Here is a 24,376-nt window from a genome sequence, read left to right on the forward strand (position 1 = left end):
CGACCGGGCCGGGGGATATCATGCCGGCACCGCCGCACCGGCCGGGGCCGCCGCCGGATGCCCCTGGGGGAACCAGGCCATCTGGTAGAGCGGAGGGGTGACGTCCGTCACCCGGAACCCCAGCCGTTCATAGACCTGCCGTCCATGCGAACCCATCATCGGGGTGGACAGCGTGATCGGCAGCAGCAGGCCGGTCGCCGCCATCTGAAGACCGCGCAGCACGTCGGAGCCGATGCCCCTGCCCCGAGCCCCGATCGAGATCTGGAGCTCGGACACCCGCCAGTCGGAATAACCGAGATCGACCGTCAACCGGCCCACGCGGTCGCCGGCCTTCTCGATGACGAGGTCGATGTGTTCGGGATAGAGGCTCTCCAGCCCGGCCCGCATCGTCGCGTACTGCTGCTCGTGCAGCATGCGCAGGAAATCCCGGCTGCCTTCCGCCCAGGAGAGCCAGGGGCGGGCCTCGATGAACAGCTGGAGAAGGAAATCCTCGTCGGACGGGGTCGCGAAACGCGCCCCCAGATTGCCGGGAAAGGTGAAGGCTCCGGTAAAGCCGGTCATGCGTCGGCTGTTCCCTGGTTGGGGCGCCGTCCGTCCCGCTGGCGGCGGAGCGGACGGCGCCGGTTGCGGCGTCAGTTGAAGATGATCTGGAAGCAGGCCGTCCCGGCGTCGGCGGGAGCGGTGAGGATCCGCTCCACATGCAGCGGCCCGAGGCTCCCGACCACCGGATGGCGGAGCGTGAAGGCGGCGCCGTTGAAGAAGGGCAACCCCTCCGCCGGGCATTCCAGAACGAGGTCGAAGGCCGTCCGCGGGCTGCCGCGCATGGTGCTGCGCGGCCTCTCCTGGCAGTCGGTCAGGGTCGCCGCGATCTCGAGCCCGTCCTCCGAAACCATCGTGAAGACGGTGTTCAGGTGGGGCGTGAAGACGGCGGCGGACAGGAGGTGCAGTTCCATCACGGGCGGTTCGGATAAAGGCCTTGCATGGCGATGACGAAGTTCAGCGCGAGGAAGGGCTGGATGAGCGAGACGGCGGCCGAGCCACCGGCGGGACCGATGCTCACCGCGCCACCGACGACGCTGTTGATGGTGGTGGTCTGCTTGGGAAGGCTGGGGGAACCGGAGACGCTCATCGTCAGGCCGGACAGCGGCACGTTGGTTCCGCCGGCCGGGCCATACATCTTGATGCTGGTCGACGAGGGAGCGCCCAGCCAGGTGTTGGAGCCGCCGGGAATGTTCGTGGCGGTCGTGTTGGTGGTCGCCTCCATGGTCCCGGCGACGGACAGGTTCCCCGCGACCGCCGGAAACTCGATGGTCGTCGGGCTCACGACAGGGGTGAAGCCGGCTCCGTGGGTGTGGGCCGGCAGGTTCGCCTGCGAGAGGGTGACGCTGGCGTCGCCGCCCGCCTGGCCCGTGGGGAGGTTGCTCCAGGTGGCGGTGCCGGTGCCGACCGGCGCGCGCCCCTGGAGGTCCGGAATGCCGAAGGTGTTGAAGTGGTCACCACCATAGGTGCCGCCCAGCAGGGCGAAGAGGGCCTGGTATTGGCGGGTGGACAGGATCTGCCCCGCGCAAAGCAGCGTCCCACGTGGTGCCCAGTCCCAGGGAACGATGAAGATCATTCCGATGGTCATATCCATGCACAAGCCCTCCAGCATTGACGATAAGAAAATCAGTCAAGACGATGTCCGTGACGCCGGCTTCAGCCCCCTGGTTTCCCCGCGGTTCCTTGCCGCACGGCGAAGCGCCGGAACGGCCACGGTCATGCGTCGGCTGTTCCCTGGTTGGGGCGCCGTCCGTCCCGCCGGCGGCGGAGCGGACGGCGCCGGTTGCGGCGTCAGTTGAAGATGATCTGGAAGCAGGCCGTCCCGGCGTCGGCGGGAGCGGTGAGGATCCGCTCCACATGCAGCGGCCCGAGGCTCCCGACCACCGGATGGCGGAGCGTGAAGGCGGCGCCGTTGAAGAAGGGCAACCCCTCCGCCGGGCATTCCAGAACGAGGTCGAAGGCCGTCCGCGGGCTGCCGCGCATGGTGCTGCGCGGCCTCTCCTGGCAGTCGGTCAGGGTCGCCGCGATCTCGAGCCCGTCCTCCGAAACCATCGTGAAGACGGTGTTCAGGTGGGGCGCGAAGACGGCGGCGGACAGGAGGTGCAGTTCCATCACGGGCGGTTCGGGTAAATGCCTTGCATGGCGATGACGAAGTTCAGCGCGAGGAAGGGCTGGATGAGCGAGACGGCGGCCGAGCCACCGGCGGAACCGATGGCCACCGAGCCGCCGACGACGCTGTTGATGGTGGTGGTCTGCTTGGGAAGGCTGGGAGAGCCGGACACGCTCATCGTCAGGCCGGACAGCGGCACGTTGGTTCCGCCGGCCGGGCCATACATCTTGATGCTGGTCGACGAGGGAGCGCCCAGCCAGGTGTTGGAGCCGCCGGGAATGTTCGTGGCGGTCGTGTTGGTGGTCGCCTCCATGGTCCCGGCGACGGACAGGTTCCCCGCGACCGCCGGAAACTCGATGGTCGTCGGGCTCACGACAGGGGTGAAGCTGGCTCCGTGGGTGTGGACCGGCAGGTTCGCCTGCGAGAGGGTGACGCTGGCGTTGCCGCCCTTCTGGCCCGTGGGGAGGGGGCTCCAGGTGGTGGTGCCAGTGCCGATCGGCACCCGGCCCTGAAGATCCGGAATGCCGAAGTTGGAGGCGTTGTCGCCACCGTACCGGAAGCCCAGCAGGGAGAAGAGGGCCTGATTCTGGTTCACGGACACGGTCTGCCCCCGGCAGTAGGCCGTATCCCGCGGCGCCCAATCGAAGGCGACGACGAATATCATACCGATGGTCATATCCATGCGAAACCCCTCCCAAATTGATACCGGAAAGCCATTAAGACAATTTTGATGGCGTCGGCGACCCTTGGATTTCCCTTGGATCGTGCATATTCGGGATATCATTGGAAATTTAAAAAGTCGACAGGTTTTACCACGTTTCTTCCCAAACGATCCGCAGGACACAGCCATTGCGATGCAGCAAGAATACATTCTGCAAGATGTTACGAAACAGCCATGAGGCCTCGATGAACCTGATTCATTTCGTTTCAATATACTTCTAGTGGCAGGCACAACCTGCAACTGCCCGGAAACCGCCCGGTTCTCCGACGGTTCTTCACACGCGGACGGCTGACGGCGGAGCGATACGGGAACACCCGCCCCCGGCCATGGAGACGTCGCCACCTTGCGCAGCCACGGGCCGGAGCGCCGCTCGCTGGTGCTGCGGCGAAGCCCGCCCGCCTCACGCACGACGTGAAATTTGTCACAAGCGACCTGAAGGATAAATGTGCACCTTCGATCGCCATACCCGCGTTACGCTGCAATTTGGCACAGTTTGTCGTATATCTGTATGTTGCATGCAACGCGCGGCTTTTCTATAAATCAACGCTTGGTTTGAAGTCTTTTGTTCCCTGGCTACCGGCGGGCGATGCCATGAAGTCGATGTTCACGCTGTTCGCGAGCGAAGCGAAACCCGAAACCTCGCGTGGCCCGGCCCGGACGGCGGGAACCAGGCCGCCCCTGGCCTTCGCGTTGGAACCGCGCTTCATGTTCGATGCCGCCGGGGCAGCCACCGCCGACCCCGCGGCGGCCGACCACGCCGCCGACCCGGCCGCCGCCACGCACGACACCGCCCATTCCGCCGACCAGCCGCAGACCGACGCGCTCGCGGCCGCCGCCGCCCCAGCCACCGCCCCGGTCGCCCCCGTGGAAATCCGTGCAGCCGACCCGGCGCTGAACGGCGGCAGAAAGGAAGTCGTCTTCGTCGAATCCGACGTCGCCGATTATCAGACCCTGATCGACGGCGCGAAGGCCGGCGTGGAAGTGGTTCTGCTCGATTCGACCAAGGACGGCTTGTCGCAGATGGCTCAGTGGGCACAGACCCACAGCGGTTATGACGCCATTCACATCGTCAGCCACGGCGCGGAAGGGTATGTCTATCTCGGCACCGCTACGCTCAACGAATCAACCGTGGCCGCCCACGGCGCCGACCTCGCCACCATCGGCGGCGCCCTCACCTCTGATGGCGACCTGCTGGTCTACGGCTGCGACATCGCCAAAGGGGGCGATGGACTGACTCTCATCGGGAATTTGGCGTCTCTGACCGGCGCCGATGTCGCCGCTTCGACGGACAGGACGGGCGCCTCCGCGCTGGAGGGGAACTGGCAGCTCGAGCGATCCGTCGGTGACATCGAAACGAATGTCGCATTCCGTGATCTCACCGGCTACGACCATCTGCTCGCCAATGTCACCGTCGCCCCCGAAGCAACCCCAAACGCCGGGATAACGGTGAATGGGACTGCGGGTAGCGATGTATTTGTCGTCGACTACACATCCAATGGGGAGTTTAGTCGCGGAACTATCGTGAACGATAACTCAGGCGCTACACCGGACCAGTTGACGATAAAAAACATTATTATAGATTTCCAAGCCAACACTGACAAAATGTCATTCAGCAGCTATATAGCTGATTTTGATGTTTCCACGTTTGCATTCGAGAAACAAGCAACCTATCTGGCTCCAGACAATGGATCAAGAGCTTCGGCAGATCCAATTGTCGTGGTTACTCCTGGAAAACTCCAATCAGGCTCCGCGTCCACCACATATTCGAATGGGACAGACGGAACGATTGCCGTTATTTATGACGGGATCAATCTTTATCAATTCTTCTTGTCGGGCGTCACCTACACCGATTTGTCCTTGAGCAATTTCTATGTGGAACCCAACGTCGCCCCTGTTCTCGACGCCAACAAGACTCCGGTTCTGACAAACGAGAACCAGTCGGCGGCCGTCTCCACCCCGACGGGCGCGGTGGGCACCTTGGTGTCCAGCTTGGTCAGCATTGGCGGGACGCCCGGCAACGTCACGGACAGCAACGCCGGCGCGGTGACCGGGATTGCCCTGACCGGCACGGCCAACAGCAACGGAACCTGGTATTACACGACCGACGGCGGCGCGAACTGGTCGGCGGTCGGCACCGTCAACGCAGCGAACTCCCTGCTGCTGGCGGCGGATGCGAACACCCGGCTGTTCTTCAAGGCCAACACCGACTACACCGGCACGATCACCAACGCCATCTCCTTCCGCGCCTGGGACCAGACGTCGGGCACAGCGGGCAGCAAGACATCCACGGTCACGACCGGCAACGCCACCGCCTTCTCAACCGCGGCCGACTTCGCAGACATCACGGTCGTCGACGATGCACCCGTGATCCTGTCGGTGTCGGTGCCGTCGAACGGCACCTACAAGGCCGGCGACGTCCTGACCTTCACCGTCAACACCTCGGAAAGCGTCACGGTCACCGGAACGCCGCGGCTGGCGCTCGACATCGGCGGCACCGTGAAATACGCGCAATACACCGCCAGCGGTTCCACGGCCACCGCCTTGAAGTTCACGTACACCGTGGAAAGCGGATTGTCGGACACCGACGGCATCAGCGTCACCGGCGCCCTGCAACCCAACAATGGCACGTTGCAGGAAATCACCACCAACCATTCCGACCTCACGACGACGCTGAACAATCTCGGCAGCCTGACGAACGTCAAGGTGGATTCGGCCGCCCCCAGCTTCGACGTCCTCCCATCGGCGGTCAGCGTCACCGTCTCCGGATTCACCCCGTCGGCGAGCATCGACGAGGCCGGGACGATCTATTACGTGGTGGTCGCCAGCGGCGCCACGGCGCCGAGCGCCGCCCAAGTGGTGGCCGGCCACAACGCCAGCGACACGACGCCGTTGGCGGCAAACAGCCAAGCGGTCGCCTCCGGCCCCTACACCAGCAGCTTCAGCGCCGTCACCGGGCTGTCGGCCAGCACCGCCTACGACGTCTACATGGTGGCGGTGGACAACCTGAACAACATGATGTCCAGTCCGGCGATGGTCACCATCACCACCGCGCCGGCCGCGCCCGGCACACCGACGCTCGACTCCGCGTCGGACAGCGGCGCCAGCGGCGATGGCAAGACCAACGTCGCCACGCCCACCTTCACCGTCACCGGCGTCAGCAACGGCGCCACCGTCACGCTGTTCAACGACGCCAACAACAACGGCGTGGTGGACGCGGGCGAGGAGCTCGCCAGCGGCACCGCCGGCGGCACCAGCATCTCGCTGACCGTCGGGTCGGCGATCCCGGAAGGCACCTACGCCAACATCAAGGCGATCCAGACCATCGGCGGCCAGCCCAGCGCCGCCTCCACCGCCACCAGCCTGACGATCGACACCACGGCGCCGACCATCGGAATCTCCGTGATCGCCACCGACGACCGGATCAACGGCACCGAGGACGACTCGGCGGTCACGATCCAGGGCACCACCTCCGGCGTGGAGGACGGCCAGACGGTGACGGTCCACATCGGGACCGTGACCAAGACGGTCACCGTGTCGTCCAACGGCTGGTCGACAACCCTGACGAGCGGCGAGGTGCAGGCGCTGAGCGAAGGTTCCATCACCGTCACCGCCGACGTGTCGGACGTGGCGGGCAACGCCGCCACCCAGGCGACCCGCTCCATCACCTACGACCGGACCGCGCCCACCGTGAGTTCGGTCGGCGTGCCGACCGACGCGACCTATCGCGCCGGCCAAACCCTGAGCTTCACGATCAACGCACCGGAGAACATCACCGTCACCGGGACGCCGCGAATCGCGCTGACCATCGGTTCCAGCACGGTCTACGCCACCTACCAGTCGGGCGGCGGCGGCACGGCGCTGGTGTTCAGCTACACCATCCAGACGGGGGATCTGGACGCCGACGGCATCACGGTCGGCGCGCTCGAGCTGAACGGCGGCACCTTGGCGGATGCCGCCGGCAACGCCATGACGCTGGCCTTTACCGCTCCGGGCACGAGCGGAGTCCGGGTGGACGGCGTGGCGCCGACCGTGACCTCGATCACCTGGCAGACCCCGTCCACCCTCCACACCAACGCCGACACGCTGGTGTACCGGGTCACCTTCTCCGAGGCGCTGGCCGCCACGCCCAGCGCCTCGGATTTCTCGGTGTCCGGGACCACCGCCACGGTCACCAGCGTCACCTCGGTGGGTGGAAACGCCTACGACGTGACGGTGTCGGGGGGCGACCTCGCCGGCTACAACGGCGACGTGTCCCTCGGCTTCGCAAACAACCAGGGCATCACCGACAGCGCCGGCAACGCCCTGACCGCGACCACCCCGACCGGGACCGACCAGCGGCTCCACAAGCTGGACAACACCGCTCCCGGCGCCCCCGGCACCGCCATCGCCCTGGCATCGGGCAGCGACACCGGCTCCTCCTCCTCCGACGCGATCACCAGCGCGACGGCCCCGGTGCTGCGCGTCTCCCTGAACGCCACCAACGCCGTGGCGGGCGACACGCTGGAACTGCTGCTGGGGGGCGGCGCGCTGACCCACGCGACAGCGAAGGTCCTGGACGCCACCGACATCAGCAACGGCTATGTCGACTTCACGGTGACGAGCGGCGATCTCGGGGCGGACGGCGCCAAAATCTTCACGGCCCGGGTCACCGACGCCGCCGGCAACGTCGGCAACGCCGGCGGATCGCTGACCGTCACGCTCGACACCGCCGGACCGACCACCTCGGTGACGCGGCCGACCCTGAGCAGCCCGTCGGGAAGCAGCGCCTTCACCGTCACCGTGACCTATTCGGAAAACATCGACGCCTCGACCGTGTCGGCCAGCAACGTCACGATCACGGGACCGGCGGCGCTCACCGTCACCAACACCAGCGTGTCCGGCAACACGGTGACCTACACGGTCACCCCGAACAGCGCGTGGAATTCGGCGACCGACGCCGGCTCCTACAGCGTCGCGCTCGGCGCCAACCCGGTGAAGGACACCGCCGGCAACCCCGTCACCACGCTGACCCACAGCTTCAACGTCACCTACAACGCCGCGCCCGTGATCGGCAACCTGGCCGCCGACAGCGTCGCCTGGGCCGGGGCCGGCAACACGGTGGCGCTGGATCTCGGCGGCAACGCCACGGTGTCCGATGCCGAGAACAACAGCGTCGGCTGGGGCGGCGGCTCGCTGACGGTGCAGCGGGTGACCGGCGGCAGCGCCGACGCCACCGCCAAGGACGTGTTCTCGCTCAACGGATCCGGCTTCACCGTCGACGGCACCACCCTGAAGGACAGCGGTGCCGTGATCTTCGGCAACGTCACCACCAACAGCGGCGGTGTCCTGACCATCACCTTCAACGCCAACGCCACCTCGGCACTGGTGCAGACGGTGATGAGAAACGTCCTCTACGCCAACGACACGCCCTACGGCAACGCCACCATCCGCTTCGCGCTGTCCGACGGCAGCGGCAACACCACCGACGCCGACGTCACGGTGACCAGCAGCACCATCTACGTCGACCAGGCCACCGACGACAGCAACGGCAACGCCGCCGACGGCTTCTCCCTGCGCGAGGCGCTGGCGCGCAGCGTGGCGCAGACCGGCACCCCCGACACCATCGTCATCGCGATCGCCGACAGCAGCAGCATCACGCTGGGCAGCAACGTGACGCTTGGAAGCGGCGACACGCTGGACTTCGGCACCACCAGCGGCGTGACCGTCAGCGGCAGCGCCATCCAACTGGCGGGAAGCGCCACCGTCATCGTCGCCAGCGACAAGACCGCGACGGTCACCAGCACGGTGTCCGGCGGCACCTCCCTCACCAAGGACGGGGGCGGAACGCTGACGCTGTCGGGGTCGGGCACCAACAGCTACGCCGGCACCACCATCAAGACGGGCACGCTGGCGGTGGCCGGCGACGGCAACCTTGGCACCGGCACCGTGACTCTGCAAGGCGGCACCCTGGCCGTCACCGGCGCCACCACCATCGACAACACCATCACCCTGACCGCCAACAGCACCATCCGGACCGATGCCGCCGTCACCGTGTCGGGCAACATCTCGGGGCCGGTCGCCGGGCTGACCAAGACCGGCAACGGCACGCTGACGCTGACCGGGCACAACACCTACGGCGGCGCCACCACCATTTCGGCCGGCGGACTGACCGCCAACAGCGCCACAAGCGCGATCGACGACACGTCCACGGTCACGGTCGCCGCGGGCGCGACCTTCACCGTGGAGAAGGACGAGGCGATCGCCTCGATCGCCGGGGCCGGTTCGGTGGTGCTCAACGCGGTCCTGACCACGGCGGACAACACGAGCAACGAGGTCTCCGGCGTGATCTCGGGCAGCGGCAGCCTGATCACCGAGGGCACCGGAACGCTGACCCTGTCGGGCGCCAACACCTACACCGGCACCACGACCGTGCAGTATGGCGGAACGCTGGTCGTGGCGGGCGACGGCAACCTGGGCGGCGGCACGCTGACGCTGAACGGCGGCACGCTGACCGTGACCGGAGCCGGGACGATCGACAACGGCATCGTCATCGGAAGCCAGGACGCCACGGTCAACACATCCGCCGCCGTCACCCTGTCGGGCGTGATCTCCGGCAACAACCTGACCAAGACCGGCAGCGGGACGCTGACCCTGTCGAACGCCAACACCTACACCGGCAGCACCACGGTGTCGGCGGGCACGCTGCTCCTCACCGGCAGCCTCGGCAACGGGGCCGTGTCGGTGGCGTCCGGCGCGACCCTGGGCGGCACCGGAACCATCGGCGGCAACGTGACCGTCGCCAGCGGGGCGACCCTGGCGCCGGGCGTCGCGGGAAGCAGCAACGGCATCGGCACGCTGAGCGTCGGCGGCAACCTGACGATGAACGGCATCCTGGCGATCGAGCTGGCCGGCGCATCCAGCTACGACAAGGTCAGCGTCTCCGGCACCGTCACGATCAACGGCAGCAGCAGCGGCACCACCGGCAACAACTTCATCAGCGTCACCCGCGTGAACGGCTACGCGGCGACCAACACCACCTACGCGGTGATCAACAACACCGGCTCCAGCCCCATCAGCACAACCTTCCCCAGCCTCGCCGAGGGCGGCACCCTGACCACCAACGGCGACCTCTACACGGTCAGCTACGCGGCGGGCACGGGTTCCGACGATCTGGTTCTGACGGCGGTGGTCAACCCCACCGTGACGTCGGTGTCGGCGACGACCGCCGACGGCACCTACAAGGCGGGTGACACGGTGACGATCACCGTCACCTTCAACCGGGCGGTGACCGTGACCGGATCGCCGACCCTGAGCCTCGGCACCGGGCGGACGGCGACCTACACCGGCGGTTCGGGCGGCACGACTCTGAGCTTCACCTACACCGTGCAGGCCGGCGACAGTTCCGCCGACCTGGATTATGCCTCGACCACCGCGCTGTCGCTGAACGGCGGCAGCATCGTCGACGGCACCACCAGCATGGCCGCCACCCTGACGCTGGCGGCGCCGGGGGCAGCCAACTCGCTGGGCGCCAACAAGGCGATCGTCATCGACACCACCACCCCGGCGGTGACGGCGGTGGCGGTTCCGGCCGACGCCACCTACGCCACCGGCCAGACGATGGACTTCACCGTCACCTTCAGCGAGGCGGTGACCGTCACCGGCACCCCGACCCTGCCGATCACCCTCGACAACGGCGAGGTGGTGCAGGCGACCTACCTGTCGGGCTCGGGCGGCACGGCGCTGACCTTCCGCTACACGGTGGGCAGCGGCAAGCTCGACACCGACGGCATCGTCCTCGGCTCGGCGCTGAGCGGCGGCACCATCGCCGACGCGGCCGGCAACGCGGCGACCCTGACGCTGGCCAACGTCGTCGCCACCGCCGGCGTGCGCATCGACAGCGTCGGCCCGACGGTCGCCGCGGTGTCCTCCTCGACCGCCGACGGCACCTACGGCACCGGCGACACCATCACCATCGAGGTCAGCTTCTCGGAAGCGGTGACGGTGTCGGGCACGCCGACGCTGACGCTCAACACCGGGCGCGTCGCAACCTACAGCGGCGGCTCCGGCGGCAGCGTGCTGACCTTCACCTACGTGGTGCAGGCCGGCGACACCACCGCCGACCTCGACGCCGGCAGCCTCGCCCTGAACGGCGGAGTGATCACGGACACCACCGGCAACCCCGCCACCCTGGCCCTGCCGGGCGGCGGCGCCTCGCTCGCCGGCGGCAAGGCCATCGTCGTCGACACCACCCCGCCCAGCGTCGTCGGCGTCAGCGTCCCGGCCGACGGGGCCTACACCGTCGGCAAGACGCTGAGCGTCACCGTGCAGCTCAGCGAGGCGGTCATCGTCAACGGCACGCCGACCATCCTGCTCGACATCGGCGGCGTCCAGCGCGTGGCGGTCTACAACCCGGCCGGGAGCAGCGGAACGGCCCTGCGCTTCGACTATGTGGTGCAGGCCGGCGACAACGACGCCGACGGCATCACCGTCAAGGAACTGGCGCTGAACGGCGCCAGCATCACCGACGCCGCCCGGCTGGCTCTGCCGGCGACCCTGGGCGGCATCCCCGGCACCCAGGGCGTGCTGGTCGACACGCTGGCGCCGGACGCCCCGTCGGTCCCGGTCCTCGCCGCCGGGCAGGACAGCGGCAGCTCGGCCACCGATGGGCTCACCAACGTCGACCGGCCGACCATCGGCGGCACCGCCGAGCCGGGCTCCACCGTCACCGTGATGATCGACGGCGTCGCCCGCGGCACCACGACGGCCGGTCCCGGCGGGGCGTGGAGCTTCACCGTCACCGACCCGTTGACCGACGGCGCCCACTCGATCACCACCACGGCGACCGATCGGGCCGGCAACGTCAGCCCCGCCTCGCCGGCGCTGGCGCTGGTCATCGACGCCACGCCGCCGGTGCTCTCGACGCCGTCGCTCGCCCCCGGCTCCGACAGCGGGGTTTCGGCGACCGACCGCATCACCGGCGTGACGCGCCCGACCCTGACCGGAAGCGCCGAGCCCAACAGCAGCGTCCGCGTCATCCTCGACGGGGTGGTGATCGGCACGGCGACGGCGGGGGCCGACGGGCGCTGGAGCTTCACCGTCGCCGACGCGTTGGCCGACGGCGACCACAGCGTGGCGACCGAAGCGACCGATGTGGCCGGCAACACCGGACGGTCGGCCAGCCAGACCTTCACGATCCGCAGCACGGCGCCCGGCGCTCCCTCGGCTCCGACGCTCGCCTCGGGCGACAGCGGCGCCTCGGCCACCGACGGGCTGACCAGCACGACCCGGCCGGTGCTGACCGGCATCGCCCCGCCCAACGGCACGGTGACCGTCTATGTCGACGGCACGGCGGTCGGCACCGTGCGGACCGACGCGACGGGTGTCTGGAACCTGCCGCTGAACAGCCCGCTGACCGACGGCACCCACCAGGTGCAGGCCAGCGCCACCGACGCGGCCGGCAACGTCGGCACGCAGCGGTCCCAAGCGCTGGTGCTGACGATCGACACGCAAGCCCCGACCGTGACGGCGGGCGGCACGTCGCCAAGCCTGACCAGTGGCGGGACCGTGGCGGTCGGCGCCGGAATTTCGCTGTCCGACGCCAACACGCTGGACCGGGTGGTGGTCAGCCTGACCAACGCGCAGGCCGGCGACGAGCTGGTGATCGGCGCGCTGCCGGGCGGCATCACGGCAAGCCGGGACGGCAACCGGATCGTGCTGTCGGGCGTCGCCTCGGCGGCGGACTACCAAGCGGCGGTGCGGGCGATCGGGCTGCGGTCGAGCGCCGCCGACCCCAGCTTCGGCGGCACGGCGACAAGCCGGTCGATCACGGTGTCGGCGCGCGACGCGGCCGGCAACGAAAGCGGGGCGACGACGGTGTCGGTCAGTGTTCCCGCCACCGCGGTGCCGCCACCGCCTCCGGCGGCGACTCCGGTGACCACGATCTCCGGCAATGGCCCGTCGACCAACACCTCTTCCGGTTCCAGCTCCACCGGCAGCACCTCCACCGCGCTGCCGAGCCTGCCGGGCGGAAGCGGCGCAGCCAGCGGGAACGGCCCGATGATGGGATCCTCCGGCACCGACGCCGGCCGCTCGGTGACGCTGGGCAGCGTCGGCGGCTCGTCGGCCAGCACCGACGCCGGCCGCTCGGTGACGTTGGGCAGCGTCGGCGGCGCGTCGAGCAGCACCGACGCCGGCCGCTCGGTGACGCTGGGCAGCGTCGGCGGCCAGAACAGCGGCGGCTCCAGCAGCAGCTCCAGCGGCCTGTCGGGCGGCAGCGGCAGCACCGGCTCCAGCGGCGGCAGCCCGCTGGCCGGCGGGTTCGGTGGCGGGTTCGGTGGCGGCTTGGGCAGCGGTCTGGGAGGCGTGATCGGCGGGGCGCAGAGTCCATTCTCCGGACCGATCGGCCCACGCACCGGCCTCCAGCCCTCGGCCGGCGCACCGCAGAACGGCAACGCCCAGGGGCCGGGGACCAACGGCCAGCGCACCACCCCCAATCCGGGCAACGCCCCGGCCGGCGACGGCCAGAACCGGGAACCGCAGGGCCAACCCCAGGACCAGCAACCGCAGGGTCAGCAACCGCAGGGTCAACCCGAGGGCGGCGAGGGCGGCGACGACGCGCCGGGCGGAACCGCACCGCAGGGCACGGGAGCCGACGGCAAGCCGGCCGACCGGGCCGACGCGGCGCCGGTCGGCCGGGTGGCGCCGGGCTTCGCCCAGCAGGTCGCCCGTGCCCATGGCGGTCCGGCCGGAGCCTCGGCCCTGCTCGCCGCCCTCGCCAACCACACCCTGCCCGGCAGCCGCGCCGCCTGATGGCGGCGCGGATTCCCGTCTTCCTTTCCGAACGCTCCCGCCCAGCCTCTCCAACGCAAAACGGATCCAACCGTCCCATGAAGATGCCGTCCGCCCGCCTCCGCCGCCGCCCGCTCTCCTCGGTGTTTCCGCTCGTCGCGCTGTCCGCCTCGCTGCTCGCCGCCGGCTGCGCGGTGTCGCCGGAACCGCTGACGACCGAGGACAATCTGGCGCGCGTGCGCAAGGATCTCAGCGTCGTGTTCGCCCCGCAGGAGCCGGTGACCAGGGCGATCTCCATGCACGAGGCGATGGCGCGGGCCATCAAGTACAACCTCGACGAACGCGTGAAGATCATGGAGACGGCGGTCGCCAGCCAGCAGCTCGACCTGTCGCATTACGACATGCTGCCGCGCGTCGTGGCATCGGCCGGCTATGTCGGGCGCAACAACGACAGCGGTTCCGAGAGCCTGAACCTCGCCACCGGCCGGCGCACCGGCGAGAGCACCACGGCGGTCGACAAGCACCGCCGGGTCGGCGATCTCGGCTTCACCTGGAACGTGCTGGATTTTGGCGTCAGCTACCTGCGGGCGCGGCAGAACGCCAACCTCGTGCTGATCGCCGACGAGCGCCGCCGCCGCGTCGTCCAGGGCATCCTCCAGGACGTGCGCACCGCCTACTGGCGGGCGGTGGCGGCCGAACGGATGCTGGAGCGCATCGCCCCGCTGGAGGCGCGGATCGAAGGAGCCCGGCGCGACGCCCGCACGCTGGAGGCGCTGCGCGTCCAGGCACCGTTGCAGGCGCTGGGCTACACCCGCTCGCTGGTCGAGACGCTGCGCCAGTTGCAGTCGCTGCGGCGCGAGCTGGTCGCGGCCAAGTCGCAGCTCGGCGCCCTGATGGGCCTGCCGCCGGGCGAACCCTTCGAGGTCGAGCTGCCGGCCAAGGACGGCACCAAGGCGCCGCCCCGGCTGGAGATCCCGGTGGAGGCGCTGGAGACCTACGCGCTGCTGCACCGGCCGGAGCTGCTTGAGGAGAGCTACAACCAACGCATCTCGGCCGACGAGACGTGGCGGTCGATGCTGAAGCTGCTGCCGGGGGTGGAGCTGAACGCGGCGCTGCGCTACGACAGCAACAGCTTCCTGCTGAACCAGCGCTGGGCCGATTACGGCGCGCGGGTGAGCTGGAACCTGATCAACCTCGTCTCGGCCCCCGGCACGCTGTCCTACGCCAACGCGCAGGAGGAGCTGGTGACCTTCCGCCGGCAGGCGCTGAGCATGGCGGTGTTGAGCCAGGTGCGGGTGGCGATGCTGCAATTCAGGGAGCTGAACCAGGAATTCGGGCTGACCGCCGAGCAGGCCGATCTCGACACGCGCATCCGCACCCAGTACGCCAACGTCGGAACCGCCGGGCAGATCGGCGAGCTGGGAGTGATCCAGGCCGAGGTGACGGCGCTGCTGTCGGACCTGCGGCGCGATCTGGTCTACGCCGACCTGCACAACGCCTACGCCCGCGTGATGGTGTCGGCCGGTGTCGATCCGCTGCCCGAAACCGTGCCCTCGGCCGATCTGGCGACGCTGACCCGGGCGGTCGACCAGGGGCTCGGCTCCTGGCAGGAGCGCGCCAACAGCGCGCTGCGCGTCAAGGACCTCGCCAAGGGAGCCGATCCCAAGACCGAAGCCGCCAAACCCGAACCGGCGAAGCCGGAGACGCCCGCCACCCCGCCGGTCGCCGAAGCGAAACCCGCGCCGATCACGATCGCTCCGATCGCCAGCGGACCGGCCAGCGGGCCGTCGAAGACCGCTCCGGCCGTCGCCGCCGCCTTCTCCCCCGTCATCCAGGTGGAACTCGGGGCCTACACAAGCCACAGGATGGCGCAGAGCGATTGGGATACACTCGCCAAACGGTTGGGTCCGGCGGCCGACGGCAAGGGGGCGTTGTTCGTCACCACCAGCCGCAGCGCCGGCGGCCGGCCGATCGTCCAGTTGCGCGTGGGCGGCTTTACCGACCACGCCGACGCCGAGCGCTTCTGTCAGGATGTGAAGGGTAAGCAGCAGCGATGCACCGTCCGAACCGTCTCCGCCATGCAAGGCGCCCCGGCCGTGGCCGCCTCGTGATCCGTCCCGTCGCGGCGGCCGTCGCGGCGGCGCTCGCCGCAACGTTGCCCGGCTGGGCCGGCGGCGCGGCCCTGGCCCAGGACGCCGCCCAGGGGCAGGTCCGCGCGCTGGTCGAGGCCAAGCGGCACGCCGTGCTGTCGGCCGAAATCCCCGGCCGCATCGCCCGGCTGGGGGTCGAGGCCGGTCAGGGCTTCAAGGCCGGCGAGGTGCTGATCGCCTTCGATTGCGCCAGCTATCAGGCCGAGCTGGACGCCGCGCGCGCCCAGTTGAACGCGGCGGAGGTGACGGCGCGGGTCAACCGCAAGCTCAACAGCCTGCGCTCGATCGGCGAGGCCGAGGTCCAGTTGGCCGAGGCCAAGGCGCAGGTCGCCCGCGCCGACGTCCGCAAATACGACGTCCAGGCCAAGCGCTGCGAGATCCGCGCGCCCTTCGACGGGCGGGCGGTCGAGCGGCGCATCCAGGAGCACGAGTCGGTCCCCGCCGGGGCGCCGCTTCTGGAAATCCTGTCCGACCGCGACCTCAAGGTGGAGCTGATCGTGCCGTCGTCCTGGCTGGTCTGGCTGAAACCGGGTCAGCGCTTCGACCTGCGGGTGGACGAAACCGGGGCGTCGCTGCCCGGCGAGGTGGTGCAGCCCGGCGCCAAGGTCGATCCGGCCAGCCAGTCGGTGAAGGTCACCGCGCGGCTTCTCGGCGACAACGGCCCCGCCACCGGTCTGACCGCCGGGATGAGCGGCACCGCGGTCTTCCCGCTTCAGGCGCTGTCCTCCCTGCCCGCCAAGCCGGCCGCCACTCCGTGAGCTTGGCCCCGATGAATCCAGCATGAGCGAGCCGGGCATGAGCGGCATCAACCCGTCCGCCGCCAACCCGGTCAACGGCCTGCTGCTTCTGCTGGAGTTGCAGCGGCAGGCGTGGCGGCTGACGGCGGCGGCGGAGCTGCGCTACCACATCGTCAACCAGACCCGCCGGCTGATCGCCTACCGGCAGGCCGCCTTTCTGGCCCTTCCGCCCGGACGCAACCGTCCGGCGCTGGAGGCGGTGTCGAACATCGCGGTGCTGGAGCCGAACGCCCCCTTCGCCCGCTGGCTGGAGGACGCCGCCCGTGCCGTCGCCGCCGGGCCGGAGGGCCGGACCATCCACGTCGTCGATCCCGCCGCGCTGCCCCCGCCCGTGCGCGCCGCCTGGGGCGAGTGGGGACCGGCCCAGGCGCTGTGGTGCCCGCTGGCGGGGCCGGACGGCGTGCCGCGCGCCGGCCTGTGGCTCGGCCGCGACGAGCCGTGGACCGACGGCGAGCTGCTGCTGCTTGGGCATCTGGCGGAGGGTTACGGCCACGCCTGGTGGGCGCTTGCCGGCAAGCGGGCGCGCAAGCCGGGGCCGCGGCGCGCGGTGCTGCCGCTGCTGGCGCTGGCGCTGACCGGCGGGGTGCTCGCGCTGCCGGTGCCCATGTCGACCCTGGCGCCGGCCGAGATCCGCGCCAGCGACCCGGTGATCGTCGCCGCCCCGCTCGACGGGGTGATCGAACGCTTCCACGTCCAGCCCAACGAGACGGTGGCGGCCGGCCAGCCGCTGTTCAGCTTCGACGCCACCGTGCTGCGCAGCCGCCACGAGGTCGCCGCCAAGGGCCTGACCCAGGCCGAGGCGGAGCTGCTGACCGCCTCCCAGGCCGCCTTCGCCGACCCGCAGACCAAGGCGCGCGTCGGCCAGCTCCGCGCCCAGGTCGAACTGCGCCGCGCCGAACTGGGGCTTGCCCGCGACCTGCTCGACCGGGTGACGGTGCGGGCGGAGCGCGCCGGGCTCGCCGTCTTCACCGACACCAACGACTGGCTCGGCAAGCCGGTGGCGGTCGGCGAGCGCGTGCTGACGCTGGCCGACCCGCAGGCGCCGGAGATCGACATCCAGGTGGCGGTCGGCGACGCGCTGGTGCTGGAGGAGGGGTCGAGGGTCGAGCTGTTCCTGAACGTCGATCCGCTGCGCCCGCTGCGCGCCCGGCTGACCCACGCCAGCTACGAGGCCGGCCTCTCGGCGGCGGGGGTGCTGTCCTACCGGGTCAAGGCGGCGCTGGAGGCCGACCCCGGCCAGCCGCCGCCCCGCATCGGCCTGCGCGGCACCGCCAAGATCCTGGGCGAGCGGGTGCCGCTGGCCCTCTACCTGTTCCGCCGCCCGCTCGCCCTGCTGCGCCAGACGCTGGGCATCTGAGCGCGCGACCGCCCGAAAGGACGCCGCCTTGTCCATTGCCCTCACCGGCAGCGCCGCTGCTCCTTCGCCCAGCCGCAACCCGCCGGACAAAGTCCGGCTGCCGGCGCTGCGCGACGACCTGGCGCTGCTGCCGGCCCCCGCCGGGCTGGACGGGGCGCCGGGCTGGACCATCCACGACCCGGTGCGCAACCGCTACTTCCGCATCGGCCCGCAGGCCTTCGCGCTGATCGCCCACTGGCATCTCGGCGCGCCGCGCGCCATCGCCGCGGCGGTGGCGGCGGAAAGCCTGTTCGAGCCGACCGCCGACGACGTGATGGGCTTCTACCAGTTCCTCGCCGCCAACAACCTGACCGTCACCGCCGACACCGCCTATCTGGCGCGGCAGGCGGCGGCGCGCGAGACCGGCTGGTTCTGGTGGCTGGTCCACAACTACCTGTTCTTCCGCGTTCCCCTGTTTCGGCCCGACCGCTTCCTGTCGGCGACGGTCGGCTGGGTGGCGCCCTTCTACAGCCGGGCATGGCTGATCATCGTCCTGCTGGCCGGGGTGGCCGGGCTGCTGCTGGCGGCGCGGCAGTGGGACGCCTTCCTGCACACCTTCCAGCATTTCTTCAGCCCGGAGGGGCTGGCGCTCTACGGCGTCACGCTGCTGGGCACCAAGATCTGCCACGAGCTGGGCCACGCCTACACCGCCAAGCGCTTCGGCTGCCGGGTGCCGACCATGGGGGTGGCCTTCCTGGTGATGTGGCCGGTGCTCTACACCGACACCACCGACGCCTGGAGGCTGGTCTCGCGCCGGCAGCGGCTGGCGGTCGGCGCCGCCGGCGTGCTGACCGAGCTGACCATCGCCGTCTTCGCCACGCTGGCCTGGAGCTTCCTGCCCGACGGGCCGCTGCGCAGCGCCGCCTATTTCCTGGCGACGGTCAGCTGGGTCACCACACTGGCGATCAACCTCAGCCCCTTCATGCGCTTCGACGGCTATTACCTGCTGTCCGACGCGCTCGACGTGCCGAACCTCCAGGACCGCGCCTTCGCGCTCGCCCGCTGGAGGCTGCGGGAATGGCTGTTCGGGCTGGGCGAGCCGGCACCGGAGCCGATGCCGCCGCGCCTGCGCACCACGCTGCTGGTCTATGCCTACGTCACCTGGGTCTACCGGCTGGTGCTGTTCCTCGGCATCGCGCTGCTGGTCTACCATGTCGCCATCAAGGTTTTGGGGATCCTGCTGTTCGCCATCGAGATCGGCTGGTTCGTCGCCCGCCCCCTGTTCGCCGAGTTCCGGGCGTGGTGGGGGCTGCGCGACCGTTTCCGCGCCAACGGCCGCACGCTGCTGACGCTGCTCGGGCTGGCCGGCGCGGTCGGGCTGGCGGTGCTGCCGGTGACGACGACGGTGTCGGTGCCGGTGGTGTGGCGGTCCTCCGGCTTCGCGACCATCTACGCCCCCTTCCCCGCCCGGCTGGAGGAAACGCTGGTCAGGCCCGGCCAGACCGTGGCCGAGGGCGAGCTGCTGTTCCGCCTCGCCGCCCCGGACCTGGACGGCAAGCTCCGGCAGGCGACCCTGCGCATCGACTGGATGCAGGACCAGATGGCGAGGCTGTCGTCGAGCCGCGAGCAGCTCGACCGGCTGCGGGCGATGGAGGAGGATCTGGCGGCGGCTTTGGCCGAACGGCAGGGGCTGCTCGACAGCCGGACCCGGCTGGAGGTGCGGGCGCCGCTGTCCGGCACGGTGACCGACCTGGAGGACGCGCTGCTGCCCGGCCGCTGGCTGGGTCCGAAGCTGCCGCTGGCCACGGTGGTGTCGCCGGGGGCGGGCGAACTGGTCGGCTATGTCGGCGAGGGCGATTTCGACCGGCTGCAACCGGGGGCGGCGGCGCGCTTCCATCCCGACGACCCGCTGCGGGCGCGGCTCGGCGCGCGGGTGCGGGCGGTCGATCCGGTCAGCGTGGCGGTGCTGGACGTGCCGGCCCTCGCCTCGCTCCATGGCGGCTCGGTGGCGGTGGAGGGGCAGGCCGGCCAAGCGGGCTCGGGGACGGGACCGGGAGCCGTCTCCAGCCGCGCGGCGCTCACCCCCGTGGAGGCGGTCTACCGCATCGCCTTCGACGTCGAAAGCGGCGGCGACGCGGCGAAGGGGCCGCCGCACGTCACCCGCGGCGTCGCCCGTGTCGAGGGCGAGGCCCGCAGCCTTGCCGAACGCTTCTGGCGCGCCGCCGCCGCCGTCCTCATCCGTGAAACCGGGTTCTGACCGCCGCACGGAACCGCCTTGCGGAGCGGCGGAAGCGGCGGCGCCGTTCACCGCGCGGCCCGGCCCGTGGGTTCAGGTCGCGAACTCCAGCGTCACCTGACTGCCCTGGCCGGGGCGGCTGTCGATCCGCATCTGGCCGCCATGCGCCTCGATCAGCGACTTGACGATCGACAGGCCGAGCCCGGTCCCCTGCCCCGGACGGGTGGTCAGGGCCGATGCCTGGCCGAAGGGCACCACCGCCTGGCGCAACTGCTCCGCCGTCATGCCGACTCCGGTGTCGGTGATGCGCAGGACGCAACGCCCGCTCACCCCGCGCCCGATGGCGATGTGGATGCGGCCGCCCTCCGGCGTGAACTTCACGGCGTTGCTCAGCAGATTCAACAGCATCTGCTTCAGCGCGCGCTCGTCGGCGACGACCGGGGGGATCGCCGGCGGGCGGCTGATCTCCATGCGGATGAGCTTCGGCTCGGCCTGGGGGGTCACGATGCGGACCGCCCATTCGACGACGGCGACCGGATCGACCGGCTCCAGATGCAGCTCCATCCTGCCGGCCTGCAACCGCGACAGGTCGAGAATGTCGTCGATCAGCGTCAGCAGATGCCGGCCGGAGGCGTGGATGTCCTTGGCGTAGTCGGTATAGCGCGGCATCGCCTGCGGCCCCAGCATCTGGTCCTTGATGACTTCCGAAAAGCCGAGGATGGCGTTGAGCGGGGTCCGCAGCTCGTGGCTGACACGGGCCAGGAAGTCGCGGTTGACCGCCAGCGCCGCCTCCAGCCGCTCGGCGTTGCGGTGCTGGGCCAGCAGGAAGCCGGCGACGGTCACGATGGACAGGCTGAGCAGCGCCGCGATGGCCAGCATGTGGCGGCGCAGCCCGGCGACGGCCGTCTCCATGTCGACCAGCGCCGCGCCCACGGCGATGACCAGCGGATAGCCCTGGACCTGCCGGTAGGCGTAGGCGCGGCGCTGGCCGTCGGCAAGGCTGGTCTGCCAATAGACGCCGATCGGCGCCGCGCTCATCGCCGCCCACATTCCCGACCGGCTGATGGACAGGCCGACTCCGTCGTTCCCCCCCTGCTTGACCCCCCGCGCGCGGATGACATGATCGAGCCCGACCAGCGACACCACCCCGTGCGGGCCGATGTCGGCCTGCCGGTAGAAGTCGGACAGATAGTCGGGATCGACGTTGGCCGCGACGACCCCGGCGAAGCGGCCGTCGGCGTCGTCGATCCGGCGGGTGAAGCGCAGCAGCGGCCGCCCGGTTTCCGACCCGGCATAAGGCAGGCCGACGCGCATCAGCGAGCGGCCCACCCCCTGGTGGAAGGGAAGGATGGCCTCGTCGTCCAGCAGCTCGTCCCGCCTGTGTCCGGCGCTGCGGAAGACCAGGGCGCCGGTGCGGTCGAAGACGCTGAAATGATGGATCAGGTTGTGGTCGTACAGCCCCTCGTCGACGATCCGCCGCGCCTGCGCGAGACCGCCCTCGGCATGCTTCGCGACGAAGTTCTTCAGCGTGATGTCGATCTCGTGCAGCGTGCGGCCGGTGCTGCTCTCATAGGCGCGGGCGGTGGTTTCGGCCCCGGCGATGGCGTCGCGCTTCTGGCTCTCGAACAGCGCGTCGGCCATCTGGAAATAGCCGATCCACACCACCGCCAGCGCGATGGCCGCCGCCAACGGCACGCCCAGCCGGAAGGGCACCGGGTTCCTCACGCCGTACGCTCCACCGTTCCATGCCTCCCCGACCGGATTGCTGGGACCGGACCGCGACCACCCCGACCACATCCACGGGCCATGCGCCCCGCGGGGCGATGGGCCAGGGTCGATCGGGCGGAGCGTCGCCGGATCCGTCAGAGGATCCGACAATTCGATTTCAATATAAAATTGGCTTCCCCACCCGGCTGTCAAGGGAAGCGGCGGCGCAGCCTGTCGATGGCGGCGTCGAGCACCTCTTCGCGTTTGGAGAAGCAGAAGCGGATGCAGCTCCGCGGCGCGTTCTCGACGAAGAAGGCGCTGACCGGGATGGCGGTCACCCCGGCCTCGGCGACCAGACGGCGGCAGAACTCCTGGTCGTCGCCCTCGAAGCCGAAGCGCGCGACGTCGGCCACCACGAAATAGGTGCCGGCCGACGGCAGCACGTCGAAGCCGACGGAGCGCAGCCCCTCGGCCAGCCGGTCCCGCTTGGCCTGGAGCCCGGCGGCCAGCCCGGTGAAATAGGCATCCTCCTTGCCCAGCCCGTAGGCGACGGCGGTCTGGAGGTTGGGCGGGGTGGTGAAGGTCAGGAACTGGTGGGCCTTGGCGACCGGCTGGAGCAGATGCGGAGCGCCGGTGACGTAGCCGACCTTCCAGCCGGTCAGCGAAAAGGTCTTGCCGGCCGAGCCGATCTTCAGGCAGCGGTCGCGCAGGCCCGGCAGGGTCATCAGCGGAATGTGGGCGCGGCCGTCGAAGACCAGATGCTCGTAGACCTCGTCGCAGACCGCCAGCGTGTCGAAGCGCAGCATGAACTCGGCGATCAGCTCCAGCTCCGGGCGGCTGAACACCTTGGCCGCCGGGTTCAGCGGGTCGTTGACCAGGACCAGCTTGGTCTTCGGCGAGAAGGCGGCCTCCAGGTCGGCGCGGGTGAAGCTCCAGTCCGGGGCCTTCAGCGAGACGAAGCGCGGCACGCCGCCGGCCAGACGCACGATCGGCAGGTAGCTGTCGTACATCGGCTGGAACAGCACCACCTCGTCGCCGGGGTTGATCAGGCCGAGCAGGCAGGCGGTCAGCGCCTCGGTGGCGCCCGACGTCACCATCGTCTCGGTCTTCCAGTCGACATCGAGGCCGTAGAAACGCTTGGCGTGACCGGCCACGGCCTGCCGCAGATCCGGCGTGCCCATCATCGAGGGGTACTGGTTCCAGCCGGTCAGCAGCGCGTCGGACGCCGCCGCCAGCACGTCGGCCGGACCGCCGTCGTCGGGGAACCCCTGGCCCAGGTTGATCGCGCCATGCTCCTCCGACAAACGGGACATGACCTCGAAGATCGTGGTGCCATAGCTCGACAGAATCGCGTTGCCCGACTTCACCGGTGCCTCCAAGCCTCAAGCGGACGCACAAGATGGAGGCGGCGGCGGGTGGATGTCCAGCGTCACGGCCCTGCGCGGGGCTCAGCCCTGCATGCGCTTCTTCTGGCGGCGGACGCGCAGCTTCACCCGGAAACGCTCGACCGGGCCGAGCACGCGCGGATAGCGGCGCTTCATCCGCACGAACAGGCGCCGCGCGTCGGCGGAGTTGCGCAGCACCAGCACGCCGCCCAGCAGCATGACCGGCAGCCCGCCCGGCCCCGGCAGCGGCGAGATCAGCACGCCCAGCGCGATGATCGTGCAGCCGGTGCCGATCAGCGCCAGCTGGCGCATGCGGGCAAAGGTGGGAATCGACGTCTCGGTGTCGCTGCGAGGCATCGCGGGTTCGAACGCTCCAAATGGCCGGTCACCGCCATATGGGGAGGAACGCCGACGTGAAAAGAGCCCCCTCCCCCTTTGGACGGATTCGCCGGCGGGAAGTCCGTCAATGCAGGGCGTGGCCGGGGACCTTCGGCTCCCGGTCGAGCCGGGCCGGGTCGAGCCGGCTCAGCACGGCGTTCAGCTCGGCCGGCTTCGGGTCCCAGCCGAACTCCCGAGTCAGCAGGTCGCGCGCGGTGCCGGCGCGATGCGCCAGCGGATCGCGGTCCGGACACGCGGCGGACGGCGGACGCCGATCGACGCAGCTTTCCAGCATCAGCCGGATCATCCGCTCCCGCTTGGCGGCGTCGACGAAGCCGGACTTGTCGAAATAGAGCTTGGTGAATTCCATCTCGGCCAGCCGGGCCGAACTCTTGGGGTCGCCGACCAGCACGGCGGCCACCACCTCGACGCAGCGCCCGGCATAGGCCGGCAGGGGCGCCGTTCCGTCGTCCGCGCGGTCGAGGAGCCGCGCCGGCAGATCGACCAGCCGCCCGGAAACGTCCTTCACCAGATACCGGCGCCACACCTGCATGGTTCAGCCTCCCGCCCGGCCGAGCCGGTCCATGGGCCCGCAAGACCCCAAGCCTACACCAGTCGGCGGGGAGACGGAACCTGCCAAAGCGGCCGAGCCCGCGCTTGCCGGCGCCGGGCCTTGAGTTTCATGCGTTCAATAAGAAACGCATGAAACTCCAGCCTTGTGATGACGAGCGGATTCACGCTTCAAACCGA

At 69.9% G+C, this 24,376-nt stretch carries 14 protein-coding genes and 1 pseudogene; 6 read left to right on the top strand and 9 right to left on the bottom strand.

The genetic code is table 11. The annotated features are described in order from the left end of the window. Positions 1-18 precede the first annotated feature (18 nt). The 5 genes from J2847_RS21375 to J2847_RS21395 form a co-directional block, all read right to left on the bottom strand. Positions 19-561 carry a GNAT family N-acetyltransferase gene (locus tag J2847_RS21375; protein WP_209780862.1) on the bottom strand — a complete coding sequence of 181 codons (543 nt, stop codon included), beginning with the start codon at positions 559-561 and terminating at the stop codon, positions 19-21. 71 nt (positions 562-632) lie between these two features. After that, positions 633-953 (bottom strand): DUF6916 family protein, encoded by a 321-nt coding sequence (locus J2847_RS21380; protein ID WP_211114807.1) that lies wholly within the window; start codon positions 951-953, stop codon positions 633-635. Next, positions 953-1,633, bottom strand: a complete 681-nt coding sequence (locus J2847_RS21385) for a phage tail protein (protein WP_209780864.1) — start codon at positions 1,631-1,633, stop codon at positions 953-955. The genes J2847_RS21380 and J2847_RS21385 overlap by 1 nt, the downstream gene beginning before the upstream one ends. A gap of 197 nt (positions 1,634-1,830) precedes the next feature. Continuing rightward, positions 1,831-2,151 carry a DUF6916 family protein gene (locus J2847_RS21390; protein WP_211114808.1) on the bottom strand — a complete coding sequence of 107 codons (321 nt, stop codon included), beginning with the start codon at positions 2,149-2,151 and terminating at the stop codon, positions 1,831-1,833. Continuing rightward, entirely contained in the window at positions 2,151-2,831 is a 681-nt protein-coding gene (locus tag J2847_RS21395) for a phage tail protein (protein WP_209780866.1), read from the bottom strand. Before J2847_RS21395 ends, J2847_RS21390 begins: the two co-directional genes overlap by 1 nt. Positions 2,832-3,575: 744 nt before the next feature. Between J2847_RS21395 and J2847_RS34965 the strand changes: the two are divergent. The 6 genes and pseudogenes from J2847_RS34965 to J2847_RS21420 all read left to right on the top strand — a co-directional run. Then, a pseudogene (locus tag J2847_RS34965) lies at positions 3,576-4,205 on the top strand (DUF4347 domain-containing protein); the annotation flags it as partial. A gap of 522 nt (positions 4,206-4,727) precedes the next feature. Beyond that, complete coding sequence (locus tag J2847_RS21400) at positions 4,728-13,658, top strand: Ig-like domain-containing protein (RefSeq protein WP_233474685.1); 8,931 nt, start codon at positions 4,728-4,730, stop codon at positions 13,656-13,658. 77 nt (positions 13,659-13,735) lie between these two features. Then, positions 13,736-15,748, top strand: coding sequence for a TolC family protein (locus J2847_RS21405; protein ID WP_209780868.1), 2,013 nt, complete (start codon positions 13,736-13,738; stop codon positions 15,746-15,748). Next, positions 15,745-16,545, top strand: coding sequence for an efflux RND transporter periplasmic adaptor subunit (locus J2847_RS21410; protein ID WP_325169457.1), 801 nt, complete (start codon positions 15,745-15,747; stop codon positions 16,543-16,545). The genes J2847_RS21405 and J2847_RS21410 overlap by 4 nt, the downstream gene beginning before the upstream one ends. Positions 16,546-16,567: 22 nt before the next feature. Further along, positions 16,568-17,941, top strand: coding sequence for an efflux RND transporter periplasmic adaptor subunit (locus tag J2847_RS21415; protein ID WP_209780870.1), 1,374 nt, complete (start codon positions 16,568-16,570; stop codon positions 17,939-17,941). A gap of 28 nt (positions 17,942-17,969) precedes the next feature. Then, on the top strand, positions 17,970-20,177 hold the full coding sequence (locus tag J2847_RS21420; protein ID WP_209780871.1) for a site-2 protease family protein: 2,208 nt from the start codon (positions 17,970-17,972) through the stop codon (positions 20,175-20,177). A 72-nt stretch (positions 20,178-20,249) separates the two neighbouring features. Here J2847_RS21420 and J2847_RS21425 read toward each other — a convergent pair whose 3' ends face one another. The 4 genes from J2847_RS21425 to J2847_RS21440 all read right to left on the bottom strand — a co-directional run bounded on the left by J2847_RS21425 (position 20,250) and on the right by J2847_RS21440 (position 24,179). After that, on the bottom strand, positions 20,250-21,881 hold the full coding sequence (locus J2847_RS21425) for a sensor histidine kinase (protein ID WP_325169458.1): 1,632 nt from the start codon (positions 21,879-21,881) through the stop codon (positions 20,250-20,252). Between the two features lie 191 nt (positions 21,882-22,072). Next, on the bottom strand, positions 22,073-23,230 hold the full coding sequence (locus J2847_RS21430; protein WP_209780873.1) for an aminotransferase: 1,158 nt from the start codon (positions 23,228-23,230) through the stop codon (positions 22,073-22,075). An 81-nt stretch (positions 23,231-23,311) separates the two neighbouring features. After that, positions 23,312-23,605, bottom strand: a complete 294-nt coding sequence (locus tag J2847_RS21435) for a hypothetical protein (protein WP_209780874.1) — start codon at positions 23,603-23,605, stop codon at positions 23,312-23,314. Between the two features lie 106 nt (positions 23,606-23,711). Beyond that, a complete protein-coding gene (locus J2847_RS21440) occupies positions 23,712-24,179 on the bottom strand; it encodes a hypothetical protein (RefSeq protein ID WP_209780875.1) in 468 nt (155 codons plus the stop codon). Between the last annotated feature and the right edge of the window lie 197 nt (positions 24,180-24,376).

This window comes from Azospirillum agricola (genome assembly GCF_017876095.1).
Classification (GTDB): domain Bacteria; phylum Pseudomonadota; class Alphaproteobacteria; order Azospirillales; family Azospirillaceae; genus Azospirillum; species Azospirillum agricola.